At 57.6% G+C, this 16,602-nt stretch carries 15 protein-coding genes and 1 pseudogene; 14 read left to right on the top strand and 2 right to left on the bottom strand.

All coding sequences use genetic code 11. The annotated features are described in order from the left end of the window. Window positions 1-154 precede the first annotated feature (154 nt). The 14 genes and pseudogenes from K3767_RS01055 to K3767_RS00990 all read left to right on the top strand — a co-directional run bounded on the left by K3767_RS01055 (window position 155) and on the right by K3767_RS00990 (window position 14,306). Window positions 155-2,287, top strand: a complete 2,133-nt coding sequence (locus tag K3767_RS01055; RefSeq protein WP_221171712.1) for a ribonucleoside triphosphate reductase — start codon at window positions 155-157, stop codon at window positions 2,285-2,287. 10 nt (window positions 2,288-2,297) lie between these two features. Beyond that, a pseudogene (nrdD, locus tag K3767_RS01050) lies at window positions 2,298-2,438 on the top strand (anaerobic ribonucleoside-triphosphate reductase); the annotation flags it as partial. Continuing rightward, window positions 2,439-3,134 (top strand): anaerobic ribonucleoside-triphosphate reductase activating protein, encoded by a 696-nt coding sequence (locus K3767_RS01045; RefSeq protein WP_221171710.1) that lies wholly within the window; start codon window positions 2,439-2,441, stop codon window positions 3,132-3,134. It begins immediately after the preceding pseudogene. Between the two features lie 103 nt (window positions 3,135-3,237). Then, window positions 3,238-3,813 carry a cytochrome c3 family protein gene (locus tag K3767_RS01040; protein ID WP_221171709.1) on the top strand — a complete coding sequence of 192 codons (576 nt, stop codon included), beginning with the start codon at window positions 3,238-3,240 and terminating at the stop codon, window positions 3,811-3,813. Further along, window positions 3,806-4,573 (top strand): 4Fe-4S dicluster domain-containing protein, encoded by a 768-nt coding sequence (locus tag K3767_RS01035; RefSeq protein ID WP_221171708.1) that lies wholly within the window; start codon window positions 3,806-3,808, stop codon window positions 4,571-4,573. Before K3767_RS01040 ends, K3767_RS01035 begins: the two co-directional genes overlap by 8 nt. Continuing rightward, a complete protein-coding gene (gene nrfD, locus K3767_RS01030) occupies window positions 4,573-5,739 on the top strand; it encodes an NrfD/PsrC family molybdoenzyme membrane anchor subunit (RefSeq protein ID WP_221171707.1) in 1,167 nt (388 codons plus the stop codon). The genes K3767_RS01035 and nrfD overlap by 1 nt, the downstream gene beginning before the upstream one ends. 25 nt (window positions 5,740-5,764) lie before the next feature. Beyond that, the gene (locus K3767_RS01025) at window positions 5,765-7,396 is read left to right on the top strand and encodes a multiheme c-type cytochrome (RefSeq protein WP_221171706.1); all 1,632 of its coding nucleotides are present in this window, start codon (window positions 5,765-5,767) and stop codon (window positions 7,394-7,396) included. 54 nt (window positions 7,397-7,450) lie between these two features. After that, window positions 7,451-8,038, top strand: coding sequence for a hypothetical protein (locus K3767_RS01020; RefSeq protein ID WP_221171705.1), 588 nt, complete (start codon window positions 7,451-7,453; stop codon window positions 8,036-8,038). A 12-nt stretch (window positions 8,039-8,050) separates the two neighbouring features. Continuing rightward, window positions 8,051-9,622, top strand: a complete 1,572-nt coding sequence (locus K3767_RS01015; RefSeq protein WP_221171704.1) for an alginate export family protein — start codon at window positions 8,051-8,053, stop codon at window positions 9,620-9,622. Between the two features lie 65 nt (window positions 9,623-9,687). Continuing rightward, entirely contained in the window at window positions 9,688-10,062 is a 375-nt protein-coding gene (locus K3767_RS01010) for a multiheme C-type cytochrome (RefSeq protein WP_221171703.1), read from the top strand. An 18-nt stretch (window positions 10,063-10,080) separates the two neighbouring features. Next, window positions 10,081-12,501, top strand: a complete 2,421-nt coding sequence (locus K3767_RS01005) for a molybdopterin-dependent oxidoreductase (RefSeq protein WP_221171702.1) — start codon at window positions 10,081-10,083, stop codon at window positions 12,499-12,501. An 82-nt stretch (window positions 12,502-12,583) separates the two neighbouring features. Then, complete coding sequence (locus K3767_RS01000) at window positions 12,584-12,874, top strand: chaperone NapD (protein WP_221171701.1); 291 nt, start codon at window positions 12,584-12,586, stop codon at window positions 12,872-12,874. Continuing rightward, the gene (locus K3767_RS00995; protein ID WP_221171700.1) at window positions 12,871-13,434 is read left to right on the top strand and encodes a 4Fe-4S dicluster domain-containing protein; all 564 of its coding nucleotides are present in this window, start codon (window positions 12,871-12,873) and stop codon (window positions 13,432-13,434) included. Before K3767_RS01000 ends, K3767_RS00995 begins: the two co-directional genes overlap by 4 nt. Then, window positions 13,431-14,306, top strand: coding sequence for a 4Fe-4S binding protein (locus K3767_RS00990; RefSeq protein ID WP_221171699.1), 876 nt, complete (start codon window positions 13,431-13,433; stop codon window positions 14,304-14,306). Before K3767_RS00995 ends, K3767_RS00990 begins: the two co-directional genes overlap by 4 nt. On the opposite strand, the gene K3767_RS00985 is transcribed toward K3767_RS00990, so the two are convergent. Then, window positions 14,269-14,955, bottom strand: a complete 687-nt coding sequence (locus tag K3767_RS00985; RefSeq protein WP_221171698.1) for a response regulator transcription factor — start codon at window positions 14,953-14,955, stop codon at window positions 14,269-14,271. The two genes, K3767_RS00990 and K3767_RS00985, sit on opposite strands and share 38 nt — an antisense overlap. Then, window positions 14,948-16,468 (bottom strand): ATP-binding protein, encoded by a 1,521-nt coding sequence (locus K3767_RS00980; RefSeq protein WP_221171697.1) that lies wholly within the window; start codon window positions 16,466-16,468, stop codon window positions 14,948-14,950. The genes K3767_RS00985 and K3767_RS00980 overlap by 8 nt, the downstream gene beginning before the upstream one ends. Window positions 16,469-16,602: the final 134 nt, after the last annotated feature.

The raw sequence follows: 16,602 nt of genomic DNA, 5'->3' as shown, positions 1-16,602 counted from the left end.
TTCGCTGCCTTCCTCAGGGGGCCTGTGCGGCCCCCTTTTTTCTTTCCGGGGACGGTTCGTAACTAACCAATATGTTGTAATATTATTGACCTTGACACCCTATATGCTGTAGGTATAATCGCAGAAAAACGGATGCAGGGAGAGGGGAGGCGTCATGGAGCCTTTGGTCAGGAAGCGGGACGGGAAGTTTCAGCCTTTTAATCGGCATCGCATCGTGCGGGCGGTCTTCAAGGCCCTGCGGGCGGTGGGGCAGAAGGACAAGGCCGCGGCCGAGAAGGTGGCGGATGCGGTGGCGGTAAAGCTCTATCGCCAGTTCTTCAAGCACGGCGGGGTCCCTCATGTGGAGCAGATCCAGGATCTGGTGGAAAAGACCCTGATGGAGCTGGGCTTTACCGAGGCGGCCAAGGCCTACATTCTCTACCGGGAAAAGCGCCGGGAGGCCCGGGAGCTCGGCAAGGCCCTGGTGGACGGCGTAAACCTCATCGAGGAGTACCTCACCCGGGAGGACTGGCGGGTTCAGGAAAACTCCAACATGAATTACAGCCTCCAGGGGCTCAACTTCCACATTTCCTCCTCGGTGGTGGCTCGCTACTGGCTGAACAAGCTTTATCCGGCCAGGGTGGGCGAGGCCCACTTCGAGGGAGACTTCCATGTGCATGATTTAGGAATACTTGGGCCATACTGCGTGGGGTGGGATCTTTACGATCTGCTCAAGCGGGGCTTCGGGGGAGTCCCCGGAAAGGTGGAAAGCGCTCCGCCCAAACACTTCCGGAGCGCCCTCGGCCAGGTGGTAAACTTCTTTTACACCCTTCAGGGCGAGGCCGCCGGAGCCCAGGCCTTCTCCAACTTCGATACCCTGCTGGCCCCCTTCGTGCGCTACGACCGGCTCTCCTACGAGGAGGTCAAGCAGTGCCTCCAGGAATTCATCTTCAATGTGAATGTGCCCACCAGGGTAGGCTTCCAAACCCCTTTCACGAACCTCACCTTTGACCTCAGGTGCCCCGAGACCCTAAAGGATCTTCCGGTGATCATCGGTGGCCGCGAGCAGGAGGAGACCTACGCCGAGTTCCAGAAGGAAATGGACATGATCAACCGGGCCTTTTGCGAGCTAATGATTGCCGGCGACGCCAAGGGCCGGATCTTTACCTTCCCCATCCCCACCTACAACCTCACCCGGGATTTCGACTACGAGAATCCCAACCTGGAGCCCCTCTGGGAGATGACCCGGCGTTACGGCATTCCCTACTTTGCCAATTTCGTGAACTCGGACATGCGTCCGGAGGACGCCCGTTCCATGTGCTGTCGCCTGAGACTCGACAACCGGGAGCTTGAGAGACGGGGCGGAGGGCTCTTTGGGGCCTCGCCGCTTACGGGCTCTATCGGGGTGGTCACCATCAACCTGCCGCGCATCGCTTATCTCTCTACCTGTGAAGAGGAATTTTTCGAGCGCCTGAGCGATCTCATGGAGCTCGCCAAGACCTCTCTCGAGATCAAGCGCAAGGTCATCGAGGACTTCACCGAACGGGGACTTTATCCCTATTCCCGGGTCTATCTTCAGCCGGTCAAGGAGTGCTCCGGGCAGTACTGGCGCAACCACTTTTCCACCATCGGGATCATCGGCATGAACGAGGCCTGTCTCAACTTCCTCGGGGTGCCCATTTATCACCCGGAGGGGAAGGAGTGGGCCATAAAGGTCCTGCGTTTCATGCGGGAGAAGCTCGCGGACTTTCAGGAGGAGACCGGGAACCTTTACAACCTCGAGGCCACGCCGGCCGAAGGGGCCAGCTATCGTCTGGCCCGCCTGGACAAGAAGAAGTTTCCGCGCATTAAGACCGCCGGAACGGACCGGGTGCCTTATTACACCAACTCCGTGCACCTTCCGGTGGGCTACACCGACGACATCTTCGAGATCCTCTCCCACCAGGACGATCTTCAGGTCCTCTTTACCGGAGGCACGGTGGTGCACCTTTTCGTGGGCGAGGAGATCCCGGACACGCGGATGGTTCGGGAGCTGGTGCGGGCGGTGGTGGAAAACTTCAGGCTTCCTTACTTCTCCATCACCCCCACCTTTTCCGTGTGTCCCGTGCACGGATACATTCCCGGGAAACACGAATTCTGTCCCTATCCTCACAGCGAGGAGGATCTGGCCCGGTACGGTCGGGAGGTGGAGCTTCCCCGGGAGAGGCTGCGGGAGCTCCCCTCCGGGGCCTATCGCGTGCTGGAAAACCCCGAATCGGTAAAAGATAAAACTAAGGAGGAGGTCGGCCATGGAAAGAGTCAAGGTTAAGGCGGTACCCTGCGAGATTTACAGTCGGGTGGTGGGTTACTTTCGTCCGGTTCAGAACTGGAATGCCGGAAAACAGCAGGAGTTTTCCGAACGCAAGACGGTGAGGCTGGAGTCTTTCCGGAAGTTTGCCCGCCGGGCCTGCTGCGGCTAGATGATCAAGGGCTTTCGGGGTACGAGCCTGGTGGATTACCCGGGGAAGATCGCGGCGGTGGTCTTCCTCGGGGGTTGTAACTGGCGCTGTCCCTACTGTTACAACCTGGACCTGGTGCTCCCGGAAAGACTCCGGGAAATCCCGGACCTGCCGGAAGAGGAGGTTCTGTCCGAGCTCTCCCGGCGAAAGGGTTTCATCAAAGGGGTGGTGATTACCGGGGGAGAGCCCACCCTGTGGGGACGGCGCCTGCGAGCCTTTCTCGAACGCGTCCGGCACGAGGTGGGTCTTCCGGTGAAACTCGACACCAACGGTTCCCATCCGGAGGTGGTCTTCTCTCTGGTGGAGGAGGGGCTGGTGGACTACCTGGCTCTGGATTTTAAGACGGCTCCCTCCCGTTACGGGGAACTGGGCGGAGACTTCGCTCCCGTAGCCCGGACTCTGGAGTGCGTAAAAAGCCTTAACGGAAAGGCCGAGGTCCGCATCACCGTGGTTCCTTCCCTGGTGGGAGAACCGGAAATAAAGGAGATGCTTCCCTACCTGGAAGGGGTCAGGCAAATAGCCCTCCAGAGGTTCTTTCCCCGGGCCGAAACCCTGGATCCCTCCTTTCCGAAAACGCCGCCCGCCGAGGAGGATCTCCTTTCCCTTCAGAGCCTTCTCGAAAGACACCTCTCCGCAAAGATTGTGCTCAGAAGTTAACCTTTTTAACCGGAATTTAACAAATTTAAACCTTTTTTCTCTTGTAGCGCTTATTTCCTCCTGATATACCCAGAATCGCTACTTCGTTTACGGGGAGTGTAAGGTGTCGGAGAAACCCAATCGCACCCATGTGAAGAGAATCCTGATAGGGCTGGTGGTTTTGGTGGTGCTGGGTGGGATAGTGAGGACCCTTTTGGTTCCCCGGGACTTCGGCAATCACGGAAGTATTTTTTACAAGTACTACCGGAAGGGGGCCATAGACGACGAGCTGGCTCGTATGCCCCGCCACATGACCAATGCCTCCTGCAAGAGCTGTCATCCCTGGGAGTACACCCTTCAGAGCGCCAGCAAGCATCGGAGCCTTTCCTGCGAGTTCTGTCACGGGCCCTGGGCCGATCATGTGAACGCGAGGGGCGAGCTGATCGGCCACCTTCCGGATCCCAGGGGGAAGGAGGCCATTCGGGCGCTGTGCCTGAGGTGTCACAACGGGGCCATTCAGGCCCGTCCCAGGGATCCCAAAGTCATAAAGACCGTGCTCTTTCCGGACCACCTGCGCAAGCAGCATGTGCGGGAGGATCACGCCTGCGATCAGTGTCATCTGGTTCACGCACCGCTTTACTACATCAATCAGGTCAAAGAATTCTGGTCCAGTCTCGGAAAGGGAGGGGCTCGTGAATAAGGATCGTCGAAGGTTTCTGGGATGTCTGCTTAAGGGGGCGGCGGGGTCCCTTTACTGGATGCTTCCCATGCCGGTGAAGGTGCCTCTCCAGATCCCCGGCCTGGGCGGAGAGGGAAAGTACGATCCGGAAAAGCACGAGTTCGTTTTTCTGGTGGACATCAATCGCTGCATCGGTTGCGGGAGCTGCTGCGTGGCGGACAAGCGGGAATATCGAGTGCCTGACGGGCAGTACCGCACCTGGGTGGAGCGCTACATCATAACTCAGGACGGGAAGGTGCTGGTGGATTCCCCCAAGGGGGCCCTTGAGGGGTATCCCGAGCCCCGAAAAGTGGACGAGCCCATCAGGGACGCCTTTTTCGTGCCCAAGCTCTGCAACATGTGCGAGGAGCCTTCCTGCGTTCAGGTCTGTCCGGTGGGGGCCACCTTTAAGACCGACGACGGCTTCGTGCTCATAGATTACAAGCGTTGTATAGGGTGTGCCTATTGCGTGCAGGCCTGTCCCTACGGGGTGCGTTACATCCACAAGAAGAAGCGTACCGCGGACAAGTGTACCTGGTGCTATCACCGGGTCCGGAGGGGGTTGCTTCCGGCCTGTGTGAACGCCTGTCCCACCGGGGCGCGCAAGTTCGGGGACCTTAGGGACGAGAACTCCGAGGTGGCCCGGATAGTGAAGAGCAGTGAGCCGCTTTTCGTGCTCAAGCCGGACATGGGGACCTTTCCCCGTCTCAAATATCTCCATCTGCGGCAGGAGGTCATCTGATGGCCGACATCGTAGGGTATGTATTTCCCAACGAGCATCACATCCACTGGAGTCTTATGATCGTTACCTATCCTTACATCACCGGAATTATCGCCGGGGCCTTCATCGTGTCCTCCCTTTACCATGTGTTCCATGTGAAGGCTCTGCGTCCGGTCTCGCGTTTCGCGTTGATCTTCGCCCTGGCCTTCGGAATCTGCTGCACCTGGCCGCTTCTGAATCACCTGGGGCGTCCGGAGCGCTGCTTTAACATCATGCTCACCCCGCACCCCACCTCGGCCATGGCCGGTTTCGGGTATGTGTATAGCTCCTACATGGTGGTTCTTCTCCTGGAGATCGTCTTCATCTATCGGGCGGTCTTTGCCCGCCTGCTTCCTCAGACCACCGGCCTTAAGGCCGCCGTTTATCGGTTTCTCACCTTCGGGAACACTGATCTTTCTCCGGCCACGCTTCAGTTCGACCACAAGGTGACCGGCTGGCTGGCCCTCATCGGAATCCCCATGGCCTGCGTGCTTCACGGATATGTGGGGTTCATCTTCGGAGGGGTCAAGGCGGTGCACTGGTGGCTTACGCCCCTCATGCCGGTGATCTTTCTGCTTTCGGCCTGCGTCTCGGGTATCGCCGGCATCATCCTGGGATATCTCCTGGTGCAGTGGGTGAAGAAGCGCCCCGTGGACGAGGAGTGTCTTTCCGCTCTGGTGAAGTACCTGTGGGGATTTCTCATTCTGGATGTGGTCCTGGAGATGCTGGATCTCGGAGTGCACGCCTACCTGCGCGTGGAGAGCTGGCATGTGCTGGAGAAGCTCATTTCGGGACCGCTTTTTACGAGCTTTATCGTGATGCAGATCTTTATTTTTTCCTTTATTCCGCTCGTGATCCTCGGAGTGCTCTCTCTGGCCAATATTCGAGGGAAAGCCTTGCAGTATCTGGCGGCCTTGTGTTCGGTGATGCTGCTTATCCAGGTCTACTGCATGCGGTGGAATGTGGTGATCGGGGGGCAGATGGTCTCGAAAAGCGGTCGGGGTTTCACCTTCTATCACCCCGGATTTTTTGAGAAGGAGGGCATTCTTCCCACCATCCTTATCCTAATGGCCCCGGTGGTCATCCTTTACCTGCTTTCCAAGATCTTTCCCCTGTGGGTTACCGAGGAGGCCCAAAACCATACCTAAAAAATATTTTGAGGAGGTGTCGGGTATGAGATGGAAGGTGTTTTGGTCGTTTCTGGTGGGCCTGGCCCTTCTGGGCTGGGGAGGATCGGGGTTGGCGGTGACGCAATTTTCAAAGGATGTCACCAACCCCAAGGTGCGCGAGCTCAACAAGAAGTGCATGATGTGTCACCTGAAGGAGAACAAGTCGCTGGTCTTTCAGTGGCAGGAATCCCCGCACGCCGCGGCCAAGGAGGGCCCGGTGGGTTGTTATACCTGTCACGCGGCGGACAAGGGGGATCCCCTGGGCTACAATCACGAGGGGGCCTTCATCAAGACCCTCATCACGCCCCGGGATTGCTCTTACTGCCACCCGCGGGAGTACAGGGAGTACGAGAATTCTCATCACGCCACGGCCGGCCAGATCATGGCCTCTCTGGATAACCTTCTGGGGGAGGTGGTCTGCAGCGCGCCGGTGGAGTCGGTGACCAAGTGGGGGCTTCCGCCCACGGCGGCCAAGGCCGACGCCCAGAACGCCTGCTGGCAGTGCCACGGATCGGTGGTGAAGGTCCTCAGGGACAAGAACGGAAAGATTCTGCGCAACAAGGAGGGGGCACCGCAGTTCGATCCTTCCACCTGGCCCAACAGCGGAATGGGGCGGATCAATCCCGACGGCTCCAAGGGGGCCTGTAACGCCTGCCATTCCAAGCACGCCTTCCGGGCCAGCGTGGCGCGGCAGCCCTTCGCCTGCGGAAAGTGCCACCTGGGACCGGATCATCCCCAGAAGGAGGTTTACGAGGAGTCCAAGCACGGGATCGCCTATCTTTCGGCCGTGCGGGAGAAGGGGCTCATGGGGATGAACATCCTCAAGACCGGATCCTGGGTGCTGGGTAAGGACTACTACTTTGCCCCCACCTGTTCCACCTGCCACATGGGAGCCTATGTGAAGCCCAACGGCTCCATCGCCCGCAACACCCACAATGTGGGTGATCGTATCTCCTGGAACCTGCGTCCGCCCATCTCCGTGCACCTCAACCGGGTGATCACCACCGACGGCAAGGTCTACGATGTGCCCGGGGACATTCCGCCGCTTCCGGGTCAGTATGTGGAGGTCTACGACTATGTGCGCAAGGGCGACAAGCTGGTGAAGGTCAGAACCAAGAAGCAGGTCCAGAAGGTCATTAGCTGGAAGGAGCGCCGGGCGGCCATGATGGAGGTGTGCAAGAGCTGTCACGGTATGCAGCAGGTGGAGAACTTCTACAAGCAGTTCGACGCTCTGGTGGTGACCTACAACGAGAAGTTCGCCAAGCCGGCCAAGCGGATCTTCCAGGAGATGGTCAAGGACGGTCTGGTGCCTAAGTCGCCCTTCATGTCCAAGGTGGGCTGGATTTGGTTCGAGATCTGGCACCACGAGGGACGCCGTGCCCGTCACGGAGCGGCCATGCTGGGGCCGGACTACACGCACTGGCACGGGCTGTATGAGGTAGCTCGCCACTTTTACTACGAGTACATCCCCGAAGTCCTCAAGGTGGCCAAGGAGCACGGCAAGCTGGCCAAGTATCAGAAGCTCATCGCGCAGATCCTGAACACCCCCGAGCACGAGTGGAAGCTCAAGGGCTTCGGCAAGATGATGAAGGCCATCGAGCAGGAGTACAAGGAGCGCTACGGAAAGGAACAGTAAACGAGAACGAGAGGGGGAGGGGCCACCCCTCCCCCCGCGTTTTGAGGCGAAAAGATGAAGAAGACCCTGATCGTAATGATGGCCTGGTTTTTCGTGTCCGTCTCGGGCTTTGCCTCCTCCGAGTTCGACAAGGTTCAGCAACTCGGTTTAACCCACGGGAATCTCCTGCTGGGAGCGAAGTTCGTGGACTCCGGGGACTTCGTTCCCGAAAGGGAGGCCTGGCCGGGGACTCGAAGGTATCGCAGGAACTCTCTCGTGGTGGCGGTGGAGGCTCGCACGCAACGGATTATAGCTCTTTTTGAGGAATATCCCGCTCTTTCGCCGGAAGACCTGAGAAAACTGGTGGGAACCCTGGTGGCCAGGTTCGGTGAACCCACCTTCGAGGCCCACGACCGAATGCTCTTCTGGTACTTCACCTCCAAGGGCAAGGTTTCTTCCGAGGAATTCGAACGCCTGCGCGAGAGCGGGAAAGTCCCGGAATTGCTGGCGGTAGCCAAGTTTTACTGCAATCAAAACATAATAGATTTCGCGGATAAGAAGAGACGAGACGATAAGGCCAAAGCCTACTTTACCGTCTATTCTCCGGCATTAATCAAAAGATTCGTACGCATAGAAACGATACATAAACAAAAAATAAATTAAGGAGGTGGTAACATGAAACGCTGGGTATGGTTGGCATTTTTTGGGATTTTGATGTGGGTTTCCGGGGCCCTGGCCTATACGGTAGAGGGGAAGGTCAAGGGCCGGCTGGATTTTAAGGAGGAGATCCGTTACGAATACTGGAACACCTTTGACAAAAAGTACGCTCAGGACAACTTTGATTACGATGACTCGTATTCCTTCGTCTCCAGCAAGATGCGTTTCGGGGCCGGCTTTTCTTCCCCGGTGGTGGACGCCTACGCCCAGCTCCACTGGACGCAGTTTTTCGGCCTTCCTGATGACGGAGAGTTCGGATTAGGGGCGCTCTATTACAAGTTCAACGGGCCTTTTGGAGGGCCTACCGCGCATCCGGACAAGGCCACGAACATAGGTTACGGGGCCATCTCTCAGGCCTGGGTGCGGGTGAAACCCCCGATGGTGCCGGGTCTGAGCGTGAAGCTCGGCCGGTTTTTCTATCTTTCCGGGCTTGAAGGCGGCCTTCCCAAGAATGCCACGCTCAAGTGGGTGAAGAAGGTGCGCATCTCCCAGCGCATGATCGGTCCCTTCGACTGGTCTCGCGTGGGAAGGGCCTTTGACGGTGGCGTGCTCTCCTACGACTTCAATCCCTGGAATTTCACCCTCTCCTACATGCATCCCACCCCGGGTGGTTTCTATCTCCGGCGGGACGATCCGGAGATGAACGGGGAGTCCACCCACGACATCGACATCGTGACCGCGGTTTTAAGCCTCAAGGACACCAATCCCTATGTGCCCAACCTCGATGCGCAGCTCTTCTACTATTACTACAACGATGAGCGCAGGCTTTCCAAGGTAAAGACCGTTACGGTGGGGACCAAGACCTACGACTACACGGCTGAGCTGACCGGACTGGGAGATTGCGAGGTGCACATGCTCGGTGGGCATCTCGTTTACGCCCGCGACATGGGCTCCGGAGTGGCGGACTTCCTCCTCTGGGGCGGCTATCAGTGGGGAACCTGGGGACGGGGCGTGGCTGGACACGATCGCACCCTTGACCATAAGGCCTGGGCCATCGCTGTCGAGGCCGGCTACAAGTTCAAGGACCTTCCCTGGCAGCCCTGGTTCCGGGTGGGCTACTTCTACGGCACCGGGGACGACGACCCCAACGACGGCGACCACGAGACCTTCTTCATGATGATCCCCACCCTGCGGGTGTACTCCATGACTCCTTCCTACACCTTCATGAATACCAACTACTGGATGGCCCAGGTGATCCTTAAACCTCGCAAGAATGTCGTCGTCCGTTCTGATGTTCACTTCGTCAATCTCACCGAAGACCGGGACATCTGGTATCTCGGCTCCGGCATGATGCGCCCGGATGCTCTCAGCTACGCCCCGGTGATGAATCACATTGCCAAGAAAGATGACGATCTTCTTACCATGTGGGACCTCTCGGTGTTCATCAAGAACCTCTATCAGTACAACGGCGTTAAGGTGGGGCTCGACCTCTACCTCAGCCACATCTGGGGCGGTGATGTGGTGGAGGATGCCTTTCAGGCCGACGACGATTTGACCTTCTTCTACGCGGAGCTTCGTTTCACTTTCTAGGGACGGTCAATTGGGGGAGGCGGTAGCCTCCCCCTTTAATTTTCGGGCTTAAAAGGAGGGAGGTTATGAGAGTAAAACTGGGCACTCTGATAGTCGGTTTGACCGCTCTGCTTTTTGCCTGTGCTCCCCAGAAGGCTCCGTCCCCTGAGGTGGCCAAGAAACCCGCGGTCACCCATCCGGAGCTTTCCGAGCAGGAGAAGTGGATCGCCTGTAGCGAATGTCATCGGACGGAGACCCCCGAAATTTACGAGGAATGGCACAAGTCCCGGCACGGACTGGCCATGGTCAAGTGCTTTCAATGCCACGGGACCTTTGAGACCTTCCACGAACCCACGCGGGAGACCTGTCGCACCTGTCACGCGAAGGCCTACGACAATTGCCCGAAGGACAGGGCCTGCTGGGAATGTCACACTCCGCATCTCTTCAAAAAACACGAATAATTCGGGAGGAGGTGTCCCATGGGACTTACCAGAAGACAGTTCATTAAAAGAACCGCAGCCCTGACGGCGGCTTCCCTGGTGGGCATCGAGTTGCCCCGGGGGATGAGGGAGGTGGCCCAGGCCGCGGATGTGGACCGCTGGGAACCCGGCGTGTGTCGATTCTGCGGGGTGGGTTGCCGGGTCTACCTGGGCCTCAAGAACGGGAAACCCGTGGCCATTAAGGGTATCACGGAGTCGGCCACCAACAAGGGTTATGTGTGCATGAAGGGTATGCTCTTTTACCGGATCATCCATCATCCGGAAAGATTGAAGAAACCCCTTTACCGCGAACGCAAGGATCAGCCCTTTCGGGAGATCTCCTGGGAGGAGGCCCTGGACATAGCGGCCCGTAAGTTCGCGGAAACGGTAGCCCGGTATGGCCCTGACGCCACCGCCTATTACGGATCGGGTCAGGCCCTGACCGAGGAGACCTATCTCTTTCAGAAGATCATGCGCGGTGGCCTGGGCACCAACAATGTGGAGGGAAATCCCCGGTTATGCATGGCTAGCGCCGTGGGCGGGTACCTCACCTCTTTCGGGGCGGACGAACCCATCGGTTCCTACGCCAACATCGAAAAGGCTTACTGTTTCTTCATTATCGGGAGCAACATGGCGGAGTGCCATCCGGTACTTTTCCGGCGGGTGATGAATCGCAAGCTTTCCCGCCCGGACGAGGTCAAGGTGATCAACGCCGATCCTCGGGTGTCGCCCACCTCCCGTATCGCGGATCTCCATCTCCAGTTTAAGCCTGGCACGGATCTGGCCCTGCTTAACGCCATGGCCTATGTGATCGTTGAGGAGGGGCTCTACGACGAGGAATTCATCCGCAAGTACTGCAAGTTCAAAATAGGTAAGCCGCCGAAGGATGTGAGCTTCGAGGAGTATAAGGAATTCCTCAAGCAGTATACTCCCGAAAAAGCGGCCGAGATCTGCGGCGGGAACATCACGCCGGAAAAGATCCGGACCGCGGCCCGCTGGTTTGCCAGGTCCAAGGCCACCATGTCCCTCTGGACCATGGGCATCAACCAGCGCATCCGGGGCGTGTGGGCCAACAACCTGATACACAACCTTCACCTCCTCACCGGTCAGCTCTGTAAACCCGGAGCGGACAGTTTCTCGCTCACCGGTCAGCCCAACGCCTGCGGCGGGGTGCGTGAAGGGGGAGGACTCTGTCACATCCTTCCGGCCCACCGTCCGGTAAAGATCGACAAGCTCCGTCACCAGGTGGAGGATCTGTGGGGGGTGCCCCGGGGAACGATTCCCCCCAAGCCCGGTTATCACACCATCGCCATGTTCCGGGCGGTCAACCAGGGCAAGATCAAGGCCATCTGGATCAACTGCACCAGTCCGGCCCAGAGCCTTCCCAACTGTGATTATTACCGCAAGGGGTTGCGCAGAGACGATGTGTTCGTGGTGGTGACGGACATCTTTCCCACCAAGACCACGGAGCTGGCCAACCTGGTGCTTCCCACGGCCTTCCACTTCGAGAAGACCGGGGTTTACGGATGCACCGAGCGGCGCAGTCAGCTCACGGTCAAGGTGGTGGATCCGCCCGGAGAGGCCAAGCCCGAGGTGTGGATCGTTCGGGAGTGGGCCCTCAGGATGGCCGAGCACTTCGAGAGGCTCGGAGACAGGCGCCGGGCCCGGAATCTCCGCATCTGCGTGAAGCCTTTCCTCGGCAAGGAGGAGGGTTACGAGCTTCCCAAGGCTATCTGGGAAGAGTACACCCAGAAGCTCACCAAGGGACGGGACAACGACCTTTCCGGGGCCACCTACGAGGTGCTCAGAAAGCGCCCGGACGGGGTCCAGTGGCCCGCTCCCACCGAGGAGATTGCGTTGCGCGGAGGCACCCCCACCAAGTTCGTGCGGGGTATCGATCCCCTGGCGGACAAACACCCGGGCACCGATCCCTATGTCTTTTACGGTCCGGCGCACAGGGATCACAAGCTTTACATCTGGCTCCGTCCTTATCAGGGTGCGGCCGAGGAACCCGACGCCGAGTATCCCTTCTACCTTTCCACCGGTCGGGTGATCGATCACTGGCACACCTCGAGCATGACCGGGCGTATTCCTGAGCTTTTGCGGGCCAATCCCTACGCCTATGTGGAGATCAATCCCAGGGATGCCCGCAAGCTCGGGATCAAACCCAACGACATGGTGGAGATAGAGACCCGGCGCGGGAAGATCGTTCTGCCGGCCAAGGTGTACGAGGGGCCCATTGAGGGAATGGTGTTCGTGTACTGGTACGACATGGAGGAATCGCGCATGGCCAACCGGGTCACCAAGGACGCCTTTGACCCCGGCTCCAAGGAGCCGGAATTCAAGATCTGTGCCTGCCGGATCCGTAAGGTTTCCGGTCCCAGACCCTTGAAACCCTATGTGGTGGGACACAGGATTTAAGTATCTCCGGGGCGGGGAACAACCCGCCCCGAACTTTATACCGCCGGGCCGAAGGCCCGGTTTTTTTGGGGAGTAAGTGGAAATGCCTATTTCCGGTTTAGTGGTCTGTTTCCTGCCGGAAAAGCTGGAAGAGGTTAGGGCCTTTCTGGAGGCCCTCCCCGGCGTGGAGGTGCACGGCTGGAACGATCGGGGAGAGATGGTGGTGGTCTACGAAGACGAGACCGTGGAAAAGATGGAAAAAGAGATAAAGGAATGGCCCAGGCGGAACGAGGGAATTCTTTCGGTAAATGTGGCCTACTTCCATGTGGAGGACGAGATCGAGAGGATGGAAAAAGGGGAGTATGTTCCGGAGAGACCCTGGAAGGAGAAATGAAGAGGCGTTTCTTCCTGAAGGGACTTCTGGTCGGGGTTTTGACCGCCTGCGCTCCGGGGGAACTGACCTCCTCTCCCATTAAGACCAATGTGTTGCGTCCTCCCGGAGCCATACCGGAGGATTTCTTCGCCTCCCGTTGCATTCGCTGCGGGCGCTGCGCCGAAAGTTGTCCCTATCGCAGCATAAAAATCCTGGACATTCGCCACGGATTTTACGCCGGCACCCCGGTTATCTATGTGGAAAAGATTCCCTGTTACCTGTGCATGCGCTGCGTGAAGGTCTGTCCCACCGGTACCCTGCGCAAGATCTCCCAGAAAGAGGTCCGTATGGGCCTGGCCCGGGTAAACCGACGCCTCTGCGTGACCTGGAAGGGGCAGGGGATATGTCGCTCCTGCTACAATGCCTGTCCCTTCAGGGAGAAAGCCATCAGGCTCGACAGATTGCGACCGGTGGTCGTACCGGAGTTTTGCGTGGGTTGCGGACTGTGCACTTACGCCTGTCCGGTAATCCCCAGGGCCATCGTGGTGGAACCCATTTACGCCTTCAGGATCTCCCGATGAGTAAAAGAAAGATCTATTACCGACGCTGGCGATACCTCACCCTGAGCGCCGCCTTTTTGCTTATTCTGATCCCTCCCATACTCAACCTTTACCTCCACTTCACCTTCGTTCAGGGTTGGTACCAGTCTCTCGGGATCGGGAGGCTCTGGATCGTATCCCCTCTTGAGGGACTCGAAAGCCTTCTCATTTCCAAGTATGTTTACCTTCCCTCCCTCATAGGGATGCTCATTCCGGTGCTGGTGGCCCTTTATCTTGGAAGGGTGTTTTGTTCCTGGATCTGTCCGATCAGCTTTTTACAGGAAACCCTCGATCGTATCCGAAAAAGGCTTTTCGGATACAATCCACTCACCTGGCGGGACAGACTGGTGCTGAGTTTGCGGGTCCTGTGGGTGGCCCTGATCGGGGAATTTCTTCTTTCCATGGTGCTGGGTTTCCCCATCTTCGTGTTCGTGTCTCCCCCGGGGCTCGTAGGCCGGGAACTAATGCTGGGGATAATCTTTCACGCTTTCGCCCTGGAGGGAGTCATCGTTTTCGTGATTCTGGTCCTTCATCTTTTTACGCGCCGGTTTTATTGTCGTTATTTCTGTCCCCTGGGGGGCCTGCTGGCCTTTTTGGGACAGAAAAGAAGGCTAAAGGTCCGTCTCAAAAGTCGGAAGTGTACCGGTTGCGGGATCTGTGAGAAGGTTTGCCCTCTGGGATTACCGGTCAATCGGGGCGGGTCCTACAGCCCCTATTGCTGGAACTGCGGAGAATGCGTGGACTTCTGTCCCACCGGAGCCCTGGGGTTTTACTGGAAGAGATCCTATTACCTGAAACCCGCGGCGGGAATAGCCCCTAGGGTTCAAAACGATAACCCACCCCGGGATGGGTGATGATGTAGCGGGGGTTTTCGGGGTCGGGTTCGATTTTTTCGCGCAGTCGTTTTATGTGGACATCCAGCGTGCGACTCCAGGGATAGATCTCCTTGTTGGGCCAGATCTCCTGTTTGATGAAGTCCCGGCTCAGGACCTCTCCGGGATGGGAGATGAAGAGTTCCAGGAGGTCGTACTCCTTGCGGGTGAGGTGAACCCGCTGGCCCCGCACCCACACCTCCCTTTTGGCCGGTATGACCTTGAAGTGACCGAAGTCCAGTTCCTCCTTTTCCGGGCTGATGAGCCGGGCCCGACGCAGACAGGCCCGCACCCGGGCCTCAAGTTCCAGATACTCGAAGGGCTTGGTGAGATAGTCGTCCGCCCCCATCTCAAAACCCTTGAGCTTGTCCGAGAGGTTGTCCCTCACGGTGAGGATGATGATGGGGGCCTTGGTGAGGGAGCGAAGGCTCTTGCACAGTTTCAGTCCGTCCGTATCGGGCAGATTGAGGTCAAGGATGATGAGTTCGGGCTGGAAGCCCTTTACCTTGGCCAGGGCTTCCTCGCCGCTTTCGGCCGTCTCCACGGTGTAATTGTCCAGCTCAAACTGGGACCGCAAGACCTTTTGAAGATCCGGATCGTCCTCTATGAGAAGCAGTCTCTCCCTAGGCATCCTTCAACGGCAGGGCAATGACGAAAACGCTTCCTTGATGTCCCTCCGGGTCTTTAACCCAGATTTCTCCCTTATGTGCCTTAATGATACCATAACTTATGGCCAGCCCCAACCCCAGGCCTCCGGAATTCCGGTGGTAAAACTTTTCGAAGATGCGTCTTTTTTCCTCGGACTGGATACCCGGTCCGTAATCCTCTATCTCAAGAAGCACCCGATTCCCGTTTTTGGAGGCCCTTACGATCACCTCGGACCCCCGGGGGGAAAAGCGAATGGCGTTGTCGAGGATGTTCGAAAGAACGCCGTACATGCGTTCCGCATCCGCTTCCACCCAAAGGGGCTCCTCCGGCGGATGCCAGGAGATCCTTACCTCTTTTTCCCAGGCCAGGGGTTGATGGGCCTCACAGACCTCCTCCACCAGTTCCCGCAGATCGACCAGATCTTTGGTGAGCTCCAGCTGGCCGTGTTCCAGTCGGGTTATGTCCAGGATGGTGTTGATCATCTGGAGGAGCTTGTGAGCGTTCTTTTGAGCGATCAGGAGGTGTTGATCCCCCGGATTCTTCCTCAGGAGGAAGTCGATGGTGCCCTTTATGGCGCTGAGGGGGGTCTTGAGGTCGTGGGAGATGTGGGAAAAGAATTCGCTCTTGAACTGATCGGTCTTCTTGAGTTCCTCGTAGGCGGTGCGCAGCTTCTCGGTGGCCTCGGCGATTTTGGCCTCAAGCTCCTCCTGGTGATTTTTGATCCGGTTTACCATGGAGTTGAAGGTTTCGGCGAGTTCCTGCCATTCGTCCCGGCTGTTCAGGTCCACCCGGGTGTATTTTCCCTCCCTGATTCTCTGGGTGGCGGTCTTGAACCTGTCCATGGGATGAAGGATCCAGCGACGGATGAGGACGGACAGACTGACCATCATGAGGAGAAAGGTCAGGACGAAAAAGGCGTTGATGAGTTCTCGTCTGCGGGAAAGGTGTTCCTTCATGCGCGTGGTGTCCAGAGCGATGCTAATGCATCCCGCCACGGTCTTTTCGGCGGACCAGCGGTGACAGTTCAGACATTCGCTTCGAAAGGTTAAGGGGGCGGCGTAGCGGTAAAGGGTTCCCTTAAGTTTCCAGTATTCCTTTTTGCCGGTCTTGAACTGACGGATGGCCTCCTTTTCAAAGGGATCCGGTGCGTGGAGGGGATTTTTGGGATGTTCCACGGCGATCTTTATGGTGTAGGGCAGGCTACCCCGGGAAAAGAGGGAAAGGTCGCGTACGAAGTGAGATGGAGTAAGTAGGTGAAATTGATCCTCTTTTTTGATGTAAATTCCTCCGTGCCAGGCGATCCAGTGCCGGGTTACGGTAATGAGGTGATAGATGGCCCGGGCCTGGGAGCGGAGCTCGTGCTCCAGCCATTTCTCGTCGTAGTATCCGAGAAGGAGGTAAAAAATTATAAAGGGAAGAAGTATAGCCAGCGTACTTCCACAGATAATCTTCCCGGCCAGGCCTTTGCAGGGAAAAGGAACCCTCCTCGATCTCATAATTTTCCGCTCTCCTTACCGGAATACATCGATTCTCCATATAAATTGTAAGCAAGTATCTGAAAAACTGTCAATGGCAATTGATGGCTCCGGGGCGTTGATCGGAATGGCTTGAAGATTCCGCGAGAAGGAAA

The organism is Thermosulfurimonas sp. F29 (genome assembly GCF_019688735.1).
GTDB lineage: Bacteria > Desulfobacterota > Thermodesulfobacteria > Thermodesulfobacteriales > Thermodesulfobacteriaceae > Thermosulfurimonas_A.
The sequence above is the reverse complement of the archived record's forward strand: the minus strand, read 5'-3'. Positions and strand labels throughout refer to the sequence as shown.